The sequence below is a fragment of the Frankia sp. CcCS3 genome, assembly GCF_977927575.1.
Genome location: NZ_CDWRCL010000052.1, coordinates 1 through 19,633 on the forward strand (window position 1 = coordinate 1; position 19,633 = coordinate 19,633).

Sequence of the window (19,633 nt, forward strand, 5' to 3'; positions counted from 1 at the left end):
CCCCATGTGCGGAAGACAGATCTAGGTAGAGCCAGCGGAGTTAGCCGGCGAGGAGCTGGCGGGCCATGACGATGCGCTGGATCTGGTTGGTACCTTCGTAGATCTGGGTGATCTTCGCGTCCCGCATGAGCCGTTCGGCGGGGAAGTCCTGGGTGTAGCCGTAGCCGCCGAGTAGCTGTACGGCGTCGGTGGTCACCTGCATGGCGGTGTCCGACGCCAGACACTTGGCGGCGGCGCCGAAGAACGTGAGGTCGGCGTCCTCCCGCTCGGACTTGGCGGCGGCGACATACACCATCTGGCGCGCGGCCTCCAGCGCCATGGCCATGTCGGCAAGCATGAACTGGATCCCCTGGAAGTCCGCGATGCGCTTGCCGAACTGCTTGCGCTCCTTGACGTAGTCCAGGGCGAGGTCGAGCGCGCCCTGGGCGATGCCGATGGCTTGTGCACCGATGGTCACCCGAGTGTGGTCGAGAGTACGCAGTGCCAGCCGGAGGCCGTGACCGAGCTCCCCGATGAGACGGTCCTCGGGAATGCGACAGTCGTCGAAGAGCAGCTCGCGGGTCGGAGAGCCCTTAATGCCCAGCTTCTTCTCCGGGCTGCCGACGGAGAAGCCCGGGTCGGAGCTCTCCACGATGAAAGCGCTGATGTTGGCGCCGCGTCGGCCGTCGGGGTCGGTGACGGCGAGCACGGTGTAGTACTCGGAGATCCCCGCGTTGGTGATCCAGGACTTCTGCCCGGAGAGCACCCAGTGGTCGCCGTCGCGGACGGCGCGGGTCTTCATCGCAGCGGTATCGGAGCCGGCCTCACGTTCGGAGAGGCCGTAGGAGAAGGCGGCCTCGCCGCGGGCCAGCGGTGGGAGGTATCGCTGTTTCAGGTCGTCGGTGCCGCCGAGGATGAGCGGGAGGCTGCCGAGCTTGTTCACGGCGGGGATCAGGGAGGAGGACGCGCAGACGCGGGCGACCTCCTCGATGACGATGCAGGTGGCGAGCGCGTCGGCGCCGACGCCGTCGTACTCGGCGGGGACGTGGGGCGCGTGGAAGTCGGAGGCCACCAGCGCGTCGTAGGCCTCCTGCGGGAACCGGCTGTGGGCGTCGACGTGGGTGGCGTACGGCGCGATCTTGTCGTAGGCCAGGGTGCGTACGGCGTCGCGCAGCTCGAGGTGCTCGTCGCTGAGTCGGTACAGGTCGAAGTCGGTGGCGGTCATGGGTTCCTCGCTCGCTAGGTCGCTTACCAGGGCGCTCAGTTACTTCAGTTACTAGGGCGCTCAGTAGGTGTAGAAGCCACGGCCGGTCTTGCGGCCCAGCAGGCCAGCGTCGACCATGCGGGCCAGCAGCGGCGGCGGCGCATAGAGGGGTTCCTTGAACTCCTCGTACAGCGACTCGGCCACCGCCTTGGTGGTGTCCAGCCCGATCAGGTCAGCCAGCGCCAGTGGTCCTTGCGGGTGGGCGGCACCACGGACCAGTCCCTGGTCGATGTCCTCGGCCGTGGCGAACCCGGACTCCAGCATCCGGATCGCCGAGAGCACGAACGGGATCAGCAGGGCGTTGACCACGAAGCCCGCCCGGTCCTGGCAGTCGATGGCGTGCTTGCCCAGATCGTCCTGCACGAACGCCCGCGCCCGCTCGGTCGTCTCCGGGTCGGTCAGCAGGCTCGGCACCAGCTCGACCAGGGACAGCACCGGGACCGGGTTGAAGAAGTGGATACCCAGGACGTGGGTGGGCCGTTCGGTGGCCACGGCGAGCTTCATGATCGGAATGGAGGAGGTGTTGGAGGCCAGCACCGCGTCCGGGTCCTTGACGACGTCGTCGAGTCGCTTGAACAGCGCGGACTTGGCGGTCTCGTTCTCGACGATCGCCTCCACCACGAGGCCGCGGTCGGCCAGGGCCTCGATGTCCTCGACGACCTGGATGCGTGCGAGCACCTCCGCGGCGCTGGCCACCTTGCCGCGGCTCTCCGCGCGGGACAGTGATGTCTCCAGACGCTGCCGTCCCGCGGCCACGGCGGGCGTGGTCATCTCCACGACGACCACGTCCTTGCCGGCGCGGGCGCAGACCTCGGCGATCCCGGCACCCATCAGGCCACAGCCGACGACACCGACCTTGTTGATGGCGTTCACCTGGCTCCTCCTCCACGGTGGTGGTACGCAGTATCATAGTTGTGGAACTACGTACCACCAAGTAATTTCGGTGCCGTGGAGCAGCAGCCGGCCCGCTTGGCCAAGGACAGGCTCGTCGCGGCGGCGTTCGAGCTTTTCGAGGAGCGTGGCTTCGAGGGCACGACGGTCGACGACATCGCGCAACGCGCGGGCGTCGGTCGGACGACGTTCTTCCGGATCTACCGGTCCAAGGAGGACGTGATCTTTCCCGAGCACGACGTGCTGCTCGGCCACATCGAAGCCCGGCTCGCGACCGCCGCTCCAGAGACCCGCGGGCTCGCTCTCGCGGAGGCCGCCCGCATCGTGCTGCAGCACTACCTCGCCGAGGGCGAGCTCGCCCGCGCCCGCTACCGCCTGACCAGCACCGTCCCTGTACTCCGCGCCCGCGAGGTGGCCGGCATCCGGCAGTATCAGCGCCTGTTCGCCAGGTTCCTGCGCGACTGGATGGGCAACGAGCCCGACGGCGCCCTGCGTGCCGAGCTGGTGTCCGCGGCCATCGTCACCGCCCACAACCATGTGCTCCGACGCTGGCTCCGAGGCGAGACCACCTCCCCCGGCGAGGAGTGCAACCGTGCGATGGAGGTGGCGCTCGAGCATCTCGAAACACCTGCCGAAGCCGGGACAGCCGTCGTCGTATTCCGCACCTCCGCCGGCGTGGACGCCGTGGTCACCCGGTTGCGTCGGGCACTTGACGAGGAACAGCGGCGCCCCTTGAGCTAGCGAGGGTGTCTGAAAAGGATGCCGGCGGACCTACTTCGCGGTACTGGTCACGGAAGGGGACGGCCGGACCGCGCCGGGGAACGGTGGCGATCGACCGAAGGGCAGGATGGGCACACGGTCCGGGGCGGACACCGCCCGCCCCGGCCGCTCTGTTCGTTGCCCCGCTCGGTCCGTTACCCTGCTACCCCATCCGAAGCTGGAGATCGTCTTGTCCCACCCCGAGGAAGCGGTGATTCTCATCGTCCCGGCGTCCCGGCGGCTGCCATGACCGGACGCGAACCCTTCCGTGGCGCGGTCCTCGATGCGGTGCTGGAACGGATCACCTATGCCAACGAGGAGACCGGCTACACGGTCGCGCGGGTCGACACCGGGCGCGGCGGCGACCTGGTGACCGTCGTCGGGGCGTTGCTCGGCGCGCAGCCGGGGGAGTCGCTACGGATGCGGGGGCGATGGGGCTCGCACCCGCAGTACGGCCGCCAGTTCCAGGTCGAGGATTACACGACCGTGCTGCCGGCGACCGTCCAGGGCGTGCAGCGCTATCTCGGCTCGGGCCTCATCAAGGGCATCGGTCCGCGCCTGGCCGAACGCATCGTCGAGCATTTCGGGGTCGCGGCGCTGGACGTCATCGAAAAGGAGCCGGAACGGCTCATCGAGGTGCCGAAGCTCGGCCCGAAGCGTACCAGGGCGATCGCCGAGGCGTGGGAGGAACAGAAGGCCATCAAGGAGGTGATGGTCTTTCTTCAGGGGGTGGGTGTGTCCACCTCGCTGGCGGTGCGGATCTACAAACAGTACGGGGACGCGTCGATCGGTGTGGTGCGCAATGAGCCCTACCGGCTGGCCACGGACGTCTGGGGCATCGGGTTCCGCACCGCGGACACCATCGCGAAGGCGGTGGGGATTCCGCATGACAGTCCGCAGCGGATCAAGGCTGGCCTGCTGTTCACGCTGTCCGAGGCCACCGACGGCGGTGGCCACTGCTTTCTGCCCGAACCCCGGCTCATCAGCGACGCCGTGCAGATTCTCCAGGTCGACACCGGCGACGTCATCGAGTGCCTGGGGGAGCTGGTCGCCGAGGACGGGGTCGTCCGGGAGGAGGTTCCGAGCGAGGATCCGGCGACGCCGACGGCCGCGATCTACCTGGTGCCCTTCCACCGGGCCGAGATCTCCGTCGCCGGCCAGTTGCGCCGCCTGCTGAACACCGGCGCGGACCGGTTGGCCGCCTTCGCCTCGGTGGACTGGGACCGGGCGTTGGGCTGGCTGCGGGAGCGGACCGGGGTCGAGCTCGCGCCGGCACAGCGCGATGCGGTGCAGCTTGCCCTGACGTCCAAGGTCGCCGTGCTGACGGGGGGACCGGGCTGCGGCAAGAGTTTCACCGTCCGCTCCATCGTGACGCTCGCGCTGGCCCGGCAGGCGAAGGTGATCCTCGCCGCGCCGACCGGCCGGGCCGCGAAGCGGCTGACCGAGCTGACCGGGCACGAGGCATCGACGGTGCACCGGCTGCTGGAGCTGCGGCCGGGCGGTGACGCCGCCTTCGACCGGGACCGCCCGCTCGACGCCGACCTGATCGTCGTCGACGAGGCGTCGATGGTCGACCTGCTGCTGGCGAACAAGCTTGCCAAGGCGGTTCCGCCCGGCGCGCATCTGCTGCTGGTCGGCGACGTCGACCAGCTGCCGTCGGTCGGTGCCGGCCAGGTGCTGCGCGACCTGCTCGCCGAGGGGACGCCGATCCCGCATGTCCGGCTCACCCAGGTCTTCCGAGCAGCGACCGAGTCCGGGGTGGTGACCAACGCGCACCGCATCAACCGCGGCGACTATCCGCTGGTCCGGGGACTGCCCGACTTCTTCCTGTTCGCCGCCGAGGAGGCGGAGGAGGCGGCGAAGACCACCGCGGAGGTGGTCGCCCGGCGGATCCCGGCGAAGTTCGGGTTCGATCCGCGCCGGGACGTGCAGGTGCTGACCCCGATGCACCGCGGCCCGGCGGGGGCCGGCGCGCTGAACACCCTGCTGCAGGAGGCCCTGACGCCGTCCCGCCCGAACGTGGCCGAGCGGCGCTTTGGCAGCCGGACGTTCCGGGTCGGCGACAAGGTCACGCAGGTGCGCAACAACTACGACAAGGGCGCGAGCGGGGTCTTCAACGGCACTCTCGGCGTGGTCACCGCGCTGGATGTGGAAAACCAGACGCTCACCATCCGGACCGACGAGGACGAGGACATCGACTACGACTTCGGGGAGCTCGACGAGCTGACCCACGCCTACGCGGTGACGATCCACCGCTCCCAGGGCAGTGAGTACCCCGCGGTCGTCATCCCGCTCACCACCAGCGCCTGGATGATGCTGCAACGCAACCTGCTCTACACGGCCGTCACCCGGGCGAAGAAGCTGGTTGTGCTGGTGGGGTCCCGCCGGGCGATCGGCCAGGCGGTGCGGGCCGCCGGTCACGGCCAGCGGCACACCGCGCTTGACCACCGGCTGCGTAGCGGGTGAACGGTAAGCACCGCTATGAACCAGGTCACATCTGCCGCTGACGTTAGATGGAGACGCTACCTTCGTGCGGTGACGACTTCCGACACCGCCGCCGGCATCCTGCCGCTCGGGGCCGACGAGGTCCTGGCCCGGCCCGGTCCGGACAACTACAAGTGGATCGCGCTGTCGAACGCGACCATCGGCATCCTGATGGTGACGATCAACAGTTCGATTCTTCTCATCGCCCTTCCGGACATCTTCCGGGGAATCGAGATAGACCCGCTCGCACCGGAGAACACCTCGTACTTCCTCTGGATCCTGATGGGATTCTTGCTGGTCACCTCGGTGCTCGTGGTGAGTCTGGGGCGGGTCGGCGACATGTTCGGCCGGGTGCGGATGTATAACCTCGGCTTCGCGATCTTCACGCTTTTCTCGATCCTGCTCGCCGTCACCTGGATGCATGGCACGGCAGTCGCCTGGTGGATCAGCATCATGCGGGTGCTGCAGGGCGTGGGCGGTGCCTTCCTCTTCGCCAACTCCAGCGCGATCATCACTGACACCTTCCCGGAGAACGAACGCGGGCTCGCCCTGGGGGTCAACGGCGTCGCGGCGATCGTCGGATCATTTCTGGGGCTGTTGATCGGAGGTTTGCTGGCGCCGGTCGAATGGCATCTGGTCTTTCTTGTCTCGGTGCCGTTCGGCATCTTCGGGACGACCTGGGCCTACCTGAAGCTGCGCGACAACGGGGCGCGCACCCAGGCCCGGATCGACTGGGCCGGCAACATCACGTTCGCGGTCGGCCTCATCGCGATCCTGACCGGCATCGTCTACGGGCTGCAGCCCTATGGCGGTCACACGATGGGCTGGACCAAGCCGTTCGTGCTGAGCTGCCTGTTTGGCGGTCTCGCGGTGCTGATCGGCTTCGTCGTCATCGAGCTGCGCTCCGCCGACCCGATGTTCCGCCTGGACCTGTTCCGGAGCCGGACCTTCACCATGGGCAGCATCGCGGCCCTGCTCGGCGCGCTCGCCCGTGGTGGTCTGCAGTTCATATTGATCATCTGGCTGCAGGGGATCTGGTTGCCGCTGCATGGCTACAGCTTCGAGAAGACCCCGCTGTGGGCCGGCATCTACCTGATTCCGGTGACCGTCGGATTCCTGGTGGCGGGGCCGCTGGCCGGCCGGTTCGCCGACCGCTACGGTGCGCGTCCGTTCGCCACCCTGGGGCTGGTGATCACGGCGGTGGCGTTCCTGCTGTTCGACGCCATTCCCATCGACTTCGACTATCCGTGGTTCGCGTTGATCATGTTGCTGATGGGTCTGTCCATGGGCCTGTTCGCGGGGCCGAACACCAGCAGCGTGATGAACACCCTGCCGCCCAACCAGCGCGGTGCCGGTGCCGGCATGCTCAACACGTTCCAGAACTCGGCCAGCGTGCTGTCCATCGGTGTCTTCTTCACCATCATCGCGCTCGGGCTGGCCGCCAGCCTTCCGGACGCCATGTACTCCGGGCTTGTCGGGCAGGGCGTCTCCCCGGCGAAGGCGCACGAGCTGGCGAACCTGCCGCCGATCGGCAGCCTGTTCGCCGTATTCCTCGGGTACAACCCCACCGAGCGACTGCTCGGCCCGGACACCCTGTCGCAGCTCGACCCGGCGAAGGCCGACTTCCTCACCGGGCACACCTTCTTCCCGAACATCATCTCCGGGCCGTTCGGTGACGGTTTGTGCTTCGCCTTCGCCGCCGTCGTCTGCCTGGTCGCCGCGGGCTTCTCCTGGCTGCGCGGGAAGGACCGGCCGCACGTGCGCCGTCCACTGCTCGAAGAGACGGCCGAGGGGCTGGCCGGCGCGGGCGACATCGCGGCGATGGAGGACGGTGCCGGGAGTGCTCTTCCGAGCAGCCCCCTGGTCGCCGAGCGATAGGCCGCGAGACATGCCGAGCGCGGGACAGGCTGAGCGCGAGAAAGGCCCCGACGTCGATGATCAGAGCCGCCGATGGCGTCATGCGGGCCGATGGCGTCATGCGGGACAATCGCCTGGTGCGGGACGGCGACGCAGCCAAGAGCGCGGCCAAGGATGCGGTCAGGGACGCGGCCAAGGACGCGGCTCGTGACCTGCGCGGGATCGGTCAGGCCGCGCAGGAGCTGGGCGTCTCGGTGCGGGCCCTGCGGTACTACCAGGAGGTGGGGCTGTTCACCCCGTCTGGGCGCACCCTGGGCGGGAACCGGCTGTACGCGGATTCCGACCTCGCCCGGGTGCGGCGCATCCGCGAGCTGCAGACGCTGCTCGGCTTCAACCTGGACGAGATCCGCACGATCCTCGCCTACGAGGATCGTGCGGATCTCGTCCAGGTCCGGCAGGAGTACCACGCGGCGTCCGACAACGCGGACCGCATCCGGCTGCTGACCGAGGGCACGTCGGCCTACCGGAGGCTCCGTGTCGAGATCGACGAGAAAATCAGCCGGCTGGTGGCCTTCCGTGACGAGATCGACGAACGGATTGAGCGGGCGGACCGGCTGGCCAAGGGGGTCGCCGACAGTTCCCAGTGATCACCCGATCGTCGGTTGGGCCGGCGTGCCGGGTCGGTCCGGGAACCTCGACCGCCAGGAGCGCCACATCGTCGTTCAGTGTCGATCGCGTCCAGTCCCGGACCCGGTCGGCGAGATCGGTCAGCGCCTCGTCGAGTGACGCGTGGGCGAACGCGGCCTCGACCGCGGGTAGTAGGGGGAAGAAGGCACTGGTCGTGGGGGCGCGTGCCTCGGTGATGCCGTCGGTATAGAGCAGCAGGCGATCCCCCGCCCGCAGCGCGGCGTCCGTCACGTTGCTCCCGTCCGTGATCAGCCCGAGCGGTGGCAGCCTGGACGAGACGGTGAGCAGATCCGCCTGCCCGGCACGAACGAGAACGGGATCGGGATGTCCCGCGTTCGCCAGCGTCAGACGGCTGCCGTCGACCTGTCCGACGACCGCGGTGACGAAGTCGTCCAGGCCGCTGACATCGGCGACCTCCGCGTCGAGGTTCGCCAGCAGATCGCGCAGGTCGCCCGTGTGTCGACTCATCAGCCGGAAGCAGCTGAGCACCCGGCTCGCGATCCGCACGGCATCGAGCCCCTTGCCCCGTACGTCACCAATGAGCAGGCGGGTTCCCCACGGGCTGTCGACGACCTCGTACAGATCCCCACCGATCATGGCCTCCACGGTGGCACTCTCGTAGCGGACGGCGAACCGCAGCCCGCCGGACGACGACGGGACGGGACTGAGGATCGTCTGCTGCGCCACCTCGGCCACCCGAGTGACGTTCTGCAGCTTCGTCTCGCGTCGGATGTTGTACCGGCTGACCAGGACGGCCATCACTCCGCCGGCCGTGACCCCGACCAACCGGACCACCTGGGCCGTCGGGCCACCGCCGCTCCGGCCGAACAGGTCATTGTGCAGACTCAGCAGGATGCCCGCCAGGATCGCCGCCACCCCGTAGCCGGCGGTCAGCCGGGGGCCGGCGAACGTGGCCGCGAGCATGGGGCTCAGAATCGCGAGTCCGAGCATGTTCCATTCTGGGTTGCTCAGGTGCAGTCCGACCACCAGGGCGAGTATGAGCAACGGGGCGATCGGGGCGAACCAGCGCAGCACCCTCAGCACCGCAGCACCCTCAGCACCCCCGGGAGATCCGCCCGGGGATCTCGCCTTGGCTAGGCCGCATGGTTGTCTGTCTACCCGCGAGCGGTCCGGACCGAACCCGCCGAAGCCCTGCTTCCAGGGGTCCTCACCAGCCAGCGCGGTCGGTTCTCCCGCCGATCAGGTCGGTGCCTCCTCATACACTGGCCCACATGACCACGCCTGGTATCCGTCTTGATCTGCCGACGACGTACGCGCCGTCGTCGGTAGAGTCCGGGCTGTACCGGCGCTGGATCGAGCAGGGTGTCTTCACTCCCACCGGCGCGCCCGGGCGTCCGCCATACTGCATCGTCATCCCGCCGCCCAATGTCACCGGTTCGCTGCACATGGGCCACGCCTTCCAGCACACGCTCATGGACGCGCTGACCCGGCGGCGGCGGATGCAGGGCTACGACGTGCTGTGGCTGCCCGGCACGGACCACGCCGGCATCGCGACCCAGAACGTCGTCGAGCGGGCGCTGGCGCGGGAGGGCAGGAGCCGGCACGATCTCGGGCGCGAGGCGTTCGTCGAGCGCGTGTGGGCGTGGAAGGAGTCCTACGGCGGCACCATCGGCGAGCAGATGCGCCGCCTCGGGGCCGGCGTCGACTGGACCCGCGAGCGGTTCACGATGGACGAGGGCCTGTGCCGGGCCGTGCGCACCATGTTCGCCCGCCTGTACCACGACGGGCTCATCTACCGGGTAGAACGGATCATCAACTGGTGCCCCCGTTGCCTGACCGCCCTGTCGGACATCGAGGTCGACGCGTTCGAGGAGGAGGGCGAGCTCGTCTCGATCTCCTACGGCCCGGTGACGGTGGCGACCACCCGGGTGGAGACGATGCTCGGTGACACGGCGGTGGCCGTGCACCCGGGCGACGAGCGGTACGCGCATCTCGTCGGCACCGAGATCGAGCTTCCGCTGACGGGCCGGCGGATCCCGATCATCGCCGACGAGCACGTCGATCCCGCCTTCGGTACCGGCGCGGTGAAGGTCACCCCCGCCCATGATCCGAACGATTTCGAGATCGGCCGGCGGCACGGCCTGCCGAGCCTGACTGTGATGGACGAGCGCGGCATCATCATCGCCCACGGCCCCTTCCAGGGGCTCGACCGGTTCGAGGCGCGCAGCACGATCACCGCGGCACTGCGGGCGGAGGGGCGCATCGTTGCGGAGCGGCGGCCCTACCTCCACGCCGTTCCGCACTGTGACCGGTGCCAGACGGTCGTCGAACCCCGGCTGTCCCTGCAGTGGTTCGTCGCGGTCGCCACGCTGGCCCGCGCCGCCGGGGACATGGTCCGTGACGGTCGGACCACGATCAGCCCGCCGGAGCTCGCCGGGCGGTTCTTCGGCTGGGTCGACGACATGCATGACTGGTGCATCAGCCGCCAGCTGTGGTGGGGCCATCGCATCCCGGTCTGGTACTGCTCGGACGGGCACGTCACCGTGCCGCCCGCCGGGGACAAGATGCTCGATCCCGACCGTTGCGGAACCTGCGGCGCCACCGGCATTCGCCAGGACGTCGACGTGCTCGACACCTGGTTCTCGTCCGGGCTGTGGCCGTTCTCCACGCTGGGCTGGCCGCAGGACACGGCGGATCTGCGCCGTTTCTATCCCACCGCCGTCCTGCTCACCGGATACGACATCATTTTCTTCTGGGTCGCCCGGATGATGATGCTCGCCTCCTACACGATGCCCGACGTGCCCTTCCGGACAGTGGCGCTGACCGGGCTCATCCGGGACGTGCACGGCAAGAAAATGAGCAAGAGCTGGGGAAACGCGATCGACCCGCTGGCGCTCATCGATTCCCACGGCGCGGATGCGCTGCGTTTCACCCTGGCCCGGGGAGCCAATCCCGGGGCCGACGTCCCGCTGTCCGAGGAGGCGGTGGACGCCAGCCGCAACTTCGTCAACAAGCTCTGGAACGCCACCCGTTTCGCGCTGATGAACGGCGCCGACCCGACCGCGGACCCGTTCGCCGGCGGGCCGCTGTCCGCCGCGGACCGGTGGATTCTCTCCCGGCTGCGGGCTGTGGTGGCCGACGTCGACACTTACTACGAACAGTTCGAGTTCGCCAGGGCCTGCGAGACGCTCTTCCATTTCGCCCGGGACGAGCTCTTCGACTGGTACCTCGAACTGGCCAAGATCCCGCTGCGGGCGGGTGGCCCGGCGGCGGACCCGGCCCGGGCCGTGCTGGGCCGCTGCTTCGACGTCCTGCTGCGCTTACTGCATCCGGTCATCCCGTTCGTGACCGAAAAACTGTGGACGGCATTGACCGGGGGGACGACGGTGGTGACCGCGCCTTGGCCGGTCTCGATCGCCGGCCGCGCAGATCCGGCCGCCGAGGCCGAGATCGACCGGCTCCGGCGGGTCGTGACGGGGCTGCGGCAGTTCCGGGCGAACCAGCGGCTGCGCCCCGGCCGGCGGGTGGCCGCGGTCATGGTCAGTCCAGGTGGCCGGGTCGGTCCAGGTGACCGGGTCGGTCCGGGTGGCCCGGCCGGCGCTGGGGGTCTGGCCGGGTGGCGGGAGGAGATCGGGGCGCTGTGCTCCCTCGACCTCACGGTCGCCGACCGACTACCGGGGGACTGGCCCGCCGTCGCCCTGGAATCGGTCAGCGTGGCCCTGGACCTGTCCGGCGCGCTTGACACGGCGGCCGAACGGGCGCGGCTGAGCAAGCTGCTGGCCGAGGCCGGCAGGGAGAAGGAGCAGGTCGCCGCGAAGCTCGCCAACCCGAACTTCACCGGCCGCGCGCCGGTCGCCGTGGTCGAAAAGACCCGCCAGCGGCTGCTCGACGCCGAGACCTCGATTGCGCGCCTCGCCGAGCAGCTCGCGGCGCTGTGAACCCGTTCAGCGGGGTGCCATCCGAATGGCACCGTCGAGGCGGATGGTCTCGCCGTTGAGCATGGGGTTCGCGATGATCTGGGTTGCGAGCAGGCCGTACTCGTCGGGGGAGCCCAGGCGCGAGGGGTGCGGGACCTGCTGGCCGAGGGAGACGCGAGCCGGCTCCGGCAGCGAGGCGAGCAGCGGGGTGTCGAACAGGCCAGGGGCGATGGTCACCACGCGGATCTTCAGACTGGCGAGGTCGCGGGCGATCGGCAGCGTCATGCCGACGATGCCGCCCTTGGACGCCGAGTAGGCGGCCTGCCCGATCTGGCCCTCGAACGCCGCCACGGACGCGGTGTTGATGATGACGCCACGCTCGCCGTCGATCTCCTCGGTCCTGCTGATCCGCTCGGCTGCGAGCCGGATGACGTTGAATGAGCCGATCAGGTTGACCTTGACGACCCGCTCGAAGATGGTCAGCGGGAACGGCCCTTCCTTGCTCAGTGTCTTGGCGGCGTTGCTGATGCCGGCGCAGTTGACGGCGATGCGCAGCGGGCCCAGCTCGGCCGCCACGTCCAGAGCTGCCGTCACGTCCTGCTCGGAGGTGACGTCGCCGGGGCTGAATCGCACCGAGCTGCCGAACTTCTCCGTGACCGCCGCGCCGTTCGAGGACGGGAGGTCGAGGAGGACCACGCTGGCACCAGCGTCGACAAGCCGGGTGGCGGTGGCAAGGCCGAGGCCGGAAGCCCCGCCGGTCACCACGGCGACTGAATCCGTGATCTGCACGTGAGTTCCTCTCCGGGAGGGACGCCGGCCGGAGGCTCGGCCTTGGCTGTGCGGGGTGGAGCTGGGGGAGCGACCTGGCTGACCCCCGACCGCGGCCAGAGGAGGCGGCCATCCGTGCACACCCCGGAAGACGTGCACATCCCGGAAGAGTAGTGCAAGCCACGCGGGCGGACCGCGGTCCCGTGGGCCGGTGGGACTCTACCGGCGGGACCAGGAGAATCAGTAGGTGCAGGTGGGTGCGCCCGGCGAGGGCGCACCCACCTGCGCTCCCGGCGCCGCTGGTCCGGCCGCCGCTGGTCCGGCCGCTGGTGCCGCCGGCGCGGGCGCGGTCCCACTGGCCGTCACACTCGGCGTCACCACCGCGGTGAAGCCGGAGCCCAGGACGAGCTGGACACCGGTGATGCTCGCATCGGCGAGCAGGACCGAGCCGGGCACTGCCGCGGCGACAGTGTTCGCCTTGGCCTCCTGCCCGGGGGCGTAGACCACCCGGGAGGTCTCGTGGGTGAGGACCGAGGCGTTGCCGGCGTTGCGGGCGTGGAAGCCCTTGGCGGTCAGCTGCTCGGTGACCTTGGACGCGAGTCCGGCCCGCGACGAGCCGTTGTAGACGGCGACCCGGACCTGGGAGGGCGCGGCGGCGGCGCCGGGAGCGAGCGCCGGACCGGTCCCCCTGCTCCCGGCGTCGGTGGTAGAACTCGCGCCCTCGACCTTGCCACCCATCGGCGCGACGATGCGCTGCAGGTCGTCCGGCCGGTAGAACTGCACGGAGGCCGGGACTCCGTGCAGGCGGATGTTGCCGTTGTCGTCGAGCGCCCCCTCGGCACGGGTCGGCGCGTGGACGGGCACGGTCTGCATCTGGAGGCCCCCGGTGGCCAGCCCGCGGACTCGGGTCCCGAGGCTGCGCAGGTCGGCGATGCTGGTGTGGTCGTCGAGGGTGAGCGCGCTCGCCGCCGCCGACATCAGCTTCTCGGTCTTGACCGGGTTCGTCAGGGTGTCGCCTGTCATGATCTTGCGGAACATCGCACCGATGAACTGCTGCTGCCGGCGGATGCGGTCGAAGTCGCCGTCCGGCAGGCCGTGGCGTTGACGGACGAAGGCCAGGGCCTGGTCGCCGCCGAGCTGGATCGTCCCCGGCCCGCCGACGAATCCGCTCATCGGGTCGTTGGTGTTCGTGCTCACCCGCCACCGCCCGCGGTCGTCCTGGTAGCGGCTCGGTTCCGTGCCCGACGGCTTGATGCAGACCTGGACACCGCCGATGGCGTCGGTGATTGCCCTGAAGCCCGCCAGGTCCATCGAGAGGTAGTGGTCGACCTGCAGGCCGGTCAGGCTCTGCACCGTCCGCACCAACAGCGACGGGCCGCCCACGGAGATCGCGGCGTTGAACTTATCGTGCCAGGCCTTGTGGTGTTTGCCGGCGTCGTCGGTGTACTCGGGGATCAGCACGTACATGTCACGGGGGAACGAGACCATCGTGGTGGTCCCGTCCTTCGCCAGGTGCGCGAGGATCGTCGTGTCGGAGCGATGGCCCGGCGCGTTCCCGTATTTACCGTCAGTACCGGCCCGGCTGTCGGTCCCGACCAGCAGGTAGTTCGCGCTCCCCACTCCGCCGGAGTCGCCGCTCGAACCGAGGCCGAGATCGATCCGGTTGACCTTGCCGTCGACATAGAAGTACGCGGCCCAGCCTCCCACCGTGGCCACGAACACGATGCAGGACACGAAGGCCAGGAACACCAGCAACCCGCGACGCCTCGCCGACCGCCCGCCGCGTGCCGACCCGGATCCCGACCGGCCGGACCTCGATCCCCGCGGGTCGAGCCGGGGCGGAAGCACCCGCACGTGGTCGGCGGAGTCGTTCTGCAGGTGCGGTGCGGTCACTTCCCGCCTCTCCTCGAGCGGTCCGGCGAGCAGGGTCCGGCCTAGCACGGAAAGTAACACGAATGGTTTCATGCTCCCGGATGAGGGGTTCAGCCGGGTTTGGCCATATCCGGGCGGTGGGCTCCGCCGGCTCCACTGGCTCCGCCGGCGGCGGACGACGATCACATAGTCCGGTCGGGTCCCGCCATCGCCGCCTGGATATTTTCGGCGGCCGCGTCGAGCAGGCGGTGTGCCAGCTCCGACAACGCGCGCGCGGCGGCCACCTCGTCCCCGATCTCGGGAACGTCGGGCTCCCCGGGGTGCAGCCGGGCCTGTCCCGTCCCGTGTAGATCGTCGCGGGCGGCTGCCGTGCAGGGCCGCGTCCGCCTGGGTACGGCCGTCCTGCTCCGTCAGGGAGATCTGCACGGTCCAGGTTCTTGTGGTGGTCATCTCGGCCTCCGTCCGACGAGCTCTCCTCGGATGAGTTCTTCCTGGTTGTCACGTGCCCGCGTGCTTCCCGGTGACACGGGGGGCGGGAAGGCGCGGGGCGCCGCGCCGGTTGGCCCAGAGAAGAAACCGGTCCCGGGAGGGGCCGGTTTGAATGCGAGGACGGGAGGCGAGCGGATGACGACTGAGGCACGAGGGCGGGTTCGGCTCGAACAGGGCCGCAAGCGGGTGCGGGCGTATCTGGGCGGCCAGCTGGTCGCGGACACGGCGCGCCCGGCGCTGGTCTGGGAAAATCCCCACCATCCTGTGTACTACCTGCCGAGAGCGGACGTCGGCGCGACCCTGGCGCCTACCGGGCGGGTGGAGCACTCGCCGAGTCGGGGGGAGGCGGTCTACTACGACGTCGTCGTGGCGGGGACGACCGCCCCCGAGGCGGCCTGGTCCTACCCGCAGTCACCGCTGGAGGGGCTGCGCGACCTGGTCCGCTTCGACTGGAACGCGATGGACGGGTGGTTCGAGGAGGACGAGCCGGTCTACGTCCATCCGCGCAGCCCGTACACCCGGGTGGACGCTCTCGCCAGCTCCCGGCACGTGCGGGTCGAGGTTGACGGGGTGACCGTCGCGGACTCGCGCAGACCCGTCATCCTGTTCGAGACGGGCCTGCCGCCCCGCTACTATTTTTCCCTCACCGACGCCCGGCAGGACCTGCTCCGCCCCTCGGACACCCGGACCAGCTGCCCCTACAAGGGGCACGCCGAGTACTACTCGGTCGAGATCGACGGGAAGATGTACCCCGATCTCGTCTGGACCTACCGGACCCCGTTCCCGGAGAGCGCCCGGATCGCCGGGCTGGTCTGCTTCTACGAAGAGCGCGTCGACCTCTTCCTGGACGGGGAGAAGACGGTGACTCCCTGAGCTCCCGCCGGGAACGCACAGATCCGTCGCGGATCTGTGACGAATCCGTCACGAATCCGCGACGAATCCGTGAGATCCGTCGGCTGGCGGATCTGCGGACGGGTCAGCTGGTCGGCACCGACCAGCGCAGCTGGGTGCCGCCGTCGGGGCCCGGGCCGAGTTCGAAGGTCCCGCCGAGGTCCTGCGCCCGGGCCCGCATGTTCGCCAGCCCGCTGCGGCGGGTGGTGGAGCCGATGCCGACCCCGTCGTCCAGCACGTCGACGGTGACGGCGCCGCTCGCGGCGGTCACGGTCACCTCGACACTGCCCGCCTTGGCATGCCGGGCGGCGTTGGACAGCGCCTCACGCACGACCGCGATCAGATGGTCGCCGAGGGTGGGACCGATCATCGTGTCCACCGGTCCGTCCAGCCGGACCCGCGGGGTGAAGCCGAACGCGCCGGTCATGTCGTCGATGACGCCCAGGATCTGCGCCCGCAGGCCGCTGCCCGTGGCCGGTGCCGCCCGGCCCCGCAGCTCGAAGATGGTGTGGCGGATCTCCCGTACCGTCTCGTCGAGATCCTCCACGTAGGTGTTCATCCGCTCCGCCCGGGTGGGCCGCTCCTCGCTGGCCGCGAGGCCCTGCAGGCCCATCGCCACCGCGAACAGGCGTTGCATCACGTGGTCGTGCAGGTCGCGGGCGATCCGGTCGCGGTCCTCCAGCAGGGACAGCCGGCCGCGTGCGGCTCGGGAGCGGGCGAGTTCCAGCGCGAGCGCGACGTGCGCGGCGAACGCGGCCGCCAGCTCCAGGTCCGCGTCCGTGAACAGGTCACCGCCACGGCGCCGGGCGAGGATCAGCGCCCCGGACGTGACATGTGACGTGATCAGCGAAACGATCATCGTTGGCCCGATGTCGAGGTCGTGGACCTCGGATTCGGCCAGTTCGCGGACGTCGGCGACGACCAGCGGCGCATGGTCGCGTACCGCGTGGCCGGCCAGCGAGCTCTCTATCGGTACCCGCCGGCCCCGCAGCAGGTCCGCGTCCTGCCCGGCGGCGACGTCGAAGGACAGCTCGGTCGCCGTCTCCGACCCGAGAGCCAGCGCCGTCGTGTCCGCGCGGGCGACGTCGCGGGCCCGCTGGACGATCAGTTCCAGCGGGTCGTCGCCGTCGGCGAGCAGATGCCGGGTGATGTCGGCGGACGCCTGCGACCACTGCTGGCGATGTTGGGCCTCCCCGAACAGCCGGGCATTGTCGATCGCCACACCGGCGTTCGCGGCCAGCGCGAGCGCCAGCTCCTCGTCCTCCGCGGTGAACACCCGACCGCCGCGTTTCTCGGTGAGGTAGAGATTGCCGAAGACCTCGTTGCGGACCCGGATCGGCACCCCGAGGAAGGCCCGCATCGGTGGATGGCCCGGGGGGAAACCGACCGCCTGGCGGTGGTCGGCGATGTCGTCGAGGCGCACCGGCTGCGGTTCCGCGATGAGCAGGCCCAGCACGCCGTCTCCCCGGGGCAGCCGCCCTATCGTCTCGACGAGTCCCGGGTCCATCCCGACGTGCACGAACTGTTCGAGCCGACCGTCACGGGAGATTACCCCGAGCGCGCCGTAGCGGGCGTCGACCAGCTCGCACGCGGACTCGACGATGCGCCGTAGCACCACGTCGAGACTGAGGTCGGCGGTGATCATCCGGTTGGCTCGCAGCAGGCCGTGCAGCCGGCTCTGAGTGGCCAGAACGTCCTGGGCCCGGTCCACCAGTTGGGCGAGAAGCTCGTCGAGCTCGAGCCGAGCGACCGCGGGAAAGATCAGCTCTCCCGGCGGTCCCGGCGGTCCTGGCGGCGGTGCGGTGCCGGCCAGATCGGAGGTCCCTTCGTCCGCGGAGGCGAGGTCCCGTTCGGACTCCATGTTCTCAAGACGATAACCGACCGGGCCTGGGCCGGCATGAGCCGCGGGATGAGGTGATGACCATTCTTCGCCGGCCGCGCACCGGTACGCCACCATGCGGGTATGGATATCGTCAGCGAGGCGGAGTTCGGTCGCCGCGTCGAGACCCATCTCGCCGCAGGCTCCGGTGCGGGCGGTGGAGCCGGTCCTGGGGTAGCCGATCCTGGGGTAGCCGGTCCTGGCCGATGGCGGTCGGCCACGCCGCGGGTCGTGGCGGCGGGGAACTTCGCTACCCCGCTCGTCGCGCTGCGTGTGATCGACGCGGTGGTGAGTGAATACCGCCTCTTCATGATCAACGCTCAGGGCGGCGTGCCGGAGCGCGACGGCGTGACGCCGGAGACCGCGTTCGTCGGCCCGGCGATGCGCAACGTGCCCGGCCTCGACTACCTGCCCAACCGGCTCAGCCTCGTACCCCGCCTGCTCGCGACCACCCACCGGCCCGACGTCGTCGTGTTGCACACCAGCGTGCCCGACGGAGGGAAGGTCTCGCTCGGCACCGAAGTCAACATCCTGCCGGCCGCGGTCGAGGCGGCCCGCGCGCACGGGGGACTAGTGGTCGCCCAGCTCAACCCGTCGATGCCCTACACCTTCGGCGACGGTGAACTGAGCATCGACGACGTCGACCTCGCCGTGGAGGTGGAGCAGCCGCTCGCCAGCCCCGCGGTCACGCTCGTCGACGACGTCCGCGGGCAGATCGGCGAGCGGGTCGCCGCGCTCGTCGAGGACGGGGCGACCCTGCAGCTCGGCATCGGCGGTGTCCCGAACGCCACGCTGTCGGCCCTCGTCGACCGGCGGGATCTGCGCGTGTGGACCGAGACCTTTTCCGATGGCATGCTCGCGCTCGAAGCCTCCGGCGCGCTGGCCGCCGGGACACCGCTGCGGACCTCGTTCCTGTTCGGGTCGGCCGAGCTCTACTCGTGGGCGCACCGCAATCCGCGGTTGCTGCTGGTACGCACCGAGATCGTGAACGACCCGGGGGTCATCGCCCGGCAGCCGCGGATGACCTCGATCAACACCGCGCTGCAGGTGGACCTGTATGCGCAGGCGAACGCGTCCTGGATCCGCAACCGCATCTACTCCGGCTTCGGTGGGCAGTCCGACTTCGTCGTCGGCGCGCTGCACGCGGCCGACGGCAAGGCGATCATCGCCCTGCCGAGCCGGCATGCCCGGTCGGGGGATTCCTGTGTGCTGCCGCGGCTTACCAGCCCGGTCACCAGTTTCCAGCACAGTTACGTCGTCTCCGAGAACGGGACCGCGGCCGTGTGGGGGCGTGGTCAGCACGAACAGACCGCCCGACTCATCGACCACGTCGCCCACCCCGACGCCCGAGCCGGCCTGACGGAGGCGGCCGGGTCGCTGGGACTGCTCGCCGGCCGCGCATCGTCGACCGTCTGATCCGGGACCGTCTGATTCGATGACCGTCTGATTCGGTAAGCTGACCAGAAAGCCGAGGAACGCACGACAAGTCACTGGCGGTCCGCTGCCAGGAGCGGCTTTGCGTCAAAAAGCGCGAGAGTGACCCGGGCATTAAAGGCGCGAACACGGCATCCATGGCGGCCATGGCTGCCGTCGTCAAACAGCATGGCTGGAATAAGCCGCCCCCAACGGTCAGTTCTGTCGTTCCTGTGGCGAGAATCGGCCGAGCCCGGCACCAAGACGCGACACGCAAGTTTTTCAATCGCCGGTGATGCCCAGGCCGGCCGCTAGCCTCGCCATAGTGGAAAGGGAGGGATGGGTCCACAGTCCGCGGGCAACGGGGTCGTTCATCTTCGGGAGAAAAATGTGGGACAGACACGCGACGGGACTATCTCGTTGGCTACGGCTGCGAATACTCTCACGTCGGCGCCTGACGCCGACTCAACCGAATCTCCCGACATTGGCGACGCAGGACGGGTTCTGATCGTAGTTCAGAAC

Annotated in this window: 14 protein-coding genes; 7 read left to right on the forward strand and 7 right to left on the reverse strand. The window is 69.5% G+C overall.

What is annotated here, in order from left to right; genetic code table 11:
* Positions 1 to 40: 40 nt before the first annotated feature.
* Positions 41 to 1,204 (reverse strand): acyl-CoA dehydrogenase family protein, encoded by a 1,164-nt coding sequence (locus tag AC08OQ_RS07265; RefSeq protein ID WP_476598638.1) that lies wholly within the window; start codon positions 1,202 to 1,204, stop codon positions 41 to 43.
* 60 nt (positions 1,205 to 1,264) lie between these two features.
* On the reverse strand, positions 1,265 to 2,116 hold the full coding sequence (locus tag AC08OQ_RS07270) for a 3-hydroxybutyryl-CoA dehydrogenase (RefSeq protein WP_476598639.1): 852 nt from the start codon (positions 2,114 to 2,116) through the stop codon (positions 1,265 to 1,267).
* Between the two features lie 96 nt (positions 2,117 to 2,212).
* On the opposite strand from AC08OQ_RS07270, the gene AC08OQ_RS07275 reads away from it, so the two are divergent.
* The 4 genes from AC08OQ_RS07275 to AC08OQ_RS07290 all read left to right on the forward strand — a co-directional run bounded on the left by AC08OQ_RS07275 (position 2,213) and on the right by AC08OQ_RS07290 (position 7,881).
* Complete coding sequence (locus AC08OQ_RS07275) at positions 2,213 to 2,875, forward strand: TetR family transcriptional regulator (RefSeq protein WP_476598641.1); 663 nt, start codon at positions 2,213 to 2,215, stop codon at positions 2,873 to 2,875.
* A 264-nt stretch (positions 2,876 to 3,139) separates the two neighbouring features.
* Positions 3,140 to 5,359 carry an SF1B family DNA helicase RecD2 gene (recD2, locus tag AC08OQ_RS07280; RefSeq protein WP_476598643.1) on the forward strand — a complete coding sequence of 740 codons (2,220 nt, stop codon included), beginning with the start codon at positions 3,140 to 3,142 and terminating at the stop codon, positions 5,357 to 5,359.
* A 69-nt stretch (positions 5,360 to 5,428) separates the two neighbouring features.
* Entirely contained in the window at positions 5,429 to 7,255 is a 1,827-nt protein-coding gene (locus tag AC08OQ_RS07285) for an MFS transporter (protein ID WP_476598645.1), read from the forward strand.
* Positions 7,256 to 7,335: 80 nt separating this feature from the next.
* Complete coding sequence (locus tag AC08OQ_RS07290) at positions 7,336 to 7,881, forward strand: MerR family transcriptional regulator (RefSeq protein WP_476604434.1); 546 nt, start codon at positions 7,336 to 7,338, stop codon at positions 7,879 to 7,881.
* Here the strand turns inward: AC08OQ_RS07290 and AC08OQ_RS07295 are convergent.
* The gene (locus AC08OQ_RS07295) at positions 7,790 to 8,965 is read right to left on the reverse strand and encodes a PP2C family protein-serine/threonine phosphatase (protein ID WP_476598649.1); all 1,176 of its coding nucleotides are present in this window, start codon (positions 8,963 to 8,965) and stop codon (positions 7,790 to 7,792) included. The two genes, AC08OQ_RS07290 and AC08OQ_RS07295, sit on opposite strands and share 92 nt — an antisense overlap.
* Positions 8,966 to 9,153: 188 nt before the next feature.
* Here AC08OQ_RS07295 and AC08OQ_RS07300 point away from each other — a divergent pair, with 188 nt between their 5' ends.
* Positions 9,154 to 11,820 (forward strand): valine--tRNA ligase, encoded by a 2,667-nt coding sequence (locus AC08OQ_RS07300; RefSeq protein ID WP_476598651.1) that lies wholly within the window; start codon positions 9,154 to 9,156, stop codon positions 11,818 to 11,820.
* 6 nt (positions 11,821 to 11,826) lie between these two features.
* On the opposite strand, the gene AC08OQ_RS07305 is transcribed toward AC08OQ_RS07300, so the two are convergent.
* The 3 genes from AC08OQ_RS07305 to AC08OQ_RS07315 form a co-directional block, all read right to left on the reverse strand.
* On the reverse strand, positions 11,827 to 12,588 hold the full coding sequence (locus AC08OQ_RS07305) for a 3-hydroxyacyl-CoA dehydrogenase (RefSeq protein ID WP_462186767.1): 762 nt from the start codon (positions 12,586 to 12,588) through the stop codon (positions 11,827 to 11,829).
* A gap of 219 nt (positions 12,589 to 12,807) precedes the next feature.
* The gene (locus tag AC08OQ_RS07310) at positions 12,808 to 14,460 is read right to left on the reverse strand and encodes an LCP family protein (RefSeq protein WP_476604433.1); all 1,653 of its coding nucleotides are present in this window, start codon (positions 14,458 to 14,460) and stop codon (positions 12,808 to 12,810) included.
* A 161-nt stretch (positions 14,461 to 14,621) separates the two neighbouring features.
* Entirely contained in the window at positions 14,622 to 14,765 is a 144-nt protein-coding gene (locus AC08OQ_RS07315) for a dsRBD fold-containing protein (RefSeq protein ID WP_462186778.1), read from the reverse strand.
* Between the two features lie 298 nt (positions 14,766 to 15,063).
* Here AC08OQ_RS07315 and AC08OQ_RS07320 point away from each other — a divergent pair, with 298 nt between their 5' ends.
* Positions 15,064 to 15,801: a DUF427 domain-containing protein gene (locus AC08OQ_RS07320; protein ID WP_476598654.1), complete on the forward strand. Its 738-nt coding sequence runs from the start codon at positions 15,064 to 15,066 to the stop codon at positions 15,799 to 15,801.
* A gap of 103 nt (positions 15,802 to 15,904) precedes the next feature.
* Here the strand turns inward: AC08OQ_RS07320 and AC08OQ_RS07325 are convergent, their stop codons facing one another.
* Complete coding sequence (locus AC08OQ_RS07325; RefSeq protein WP_476598656.1) at positions 15,905 to 17,680, reverse strand: sensor histidine kinase; 1,776 nt, start codon at positions 17,678 to 17,680, stop codon at positions 15,905 to 15,907.
* Between the two features lie 102 nt (positions 17,681 to 17,782).
* Between AC08OQ_RS07325 and AC08OQ_RS07330 the strand changes: the two genes are divergently transcribed.
* The gene (locus tag AC08OQ_RS07330; RefSeq protein WP_476598657.1) at positions 17,783 to 19,114 is read left to right on the forward strand and encodes an acetyl-CoA hydrolase/transferase family protein; all 1,332 of its coding nucleotides are present in this window, start codon (positions 17,783 to 17,785) and stop codon (positions 19,112 to 19,114) included.
* Positions 19,115 to 19,633 lie beyond the last annotated feature (519 nt).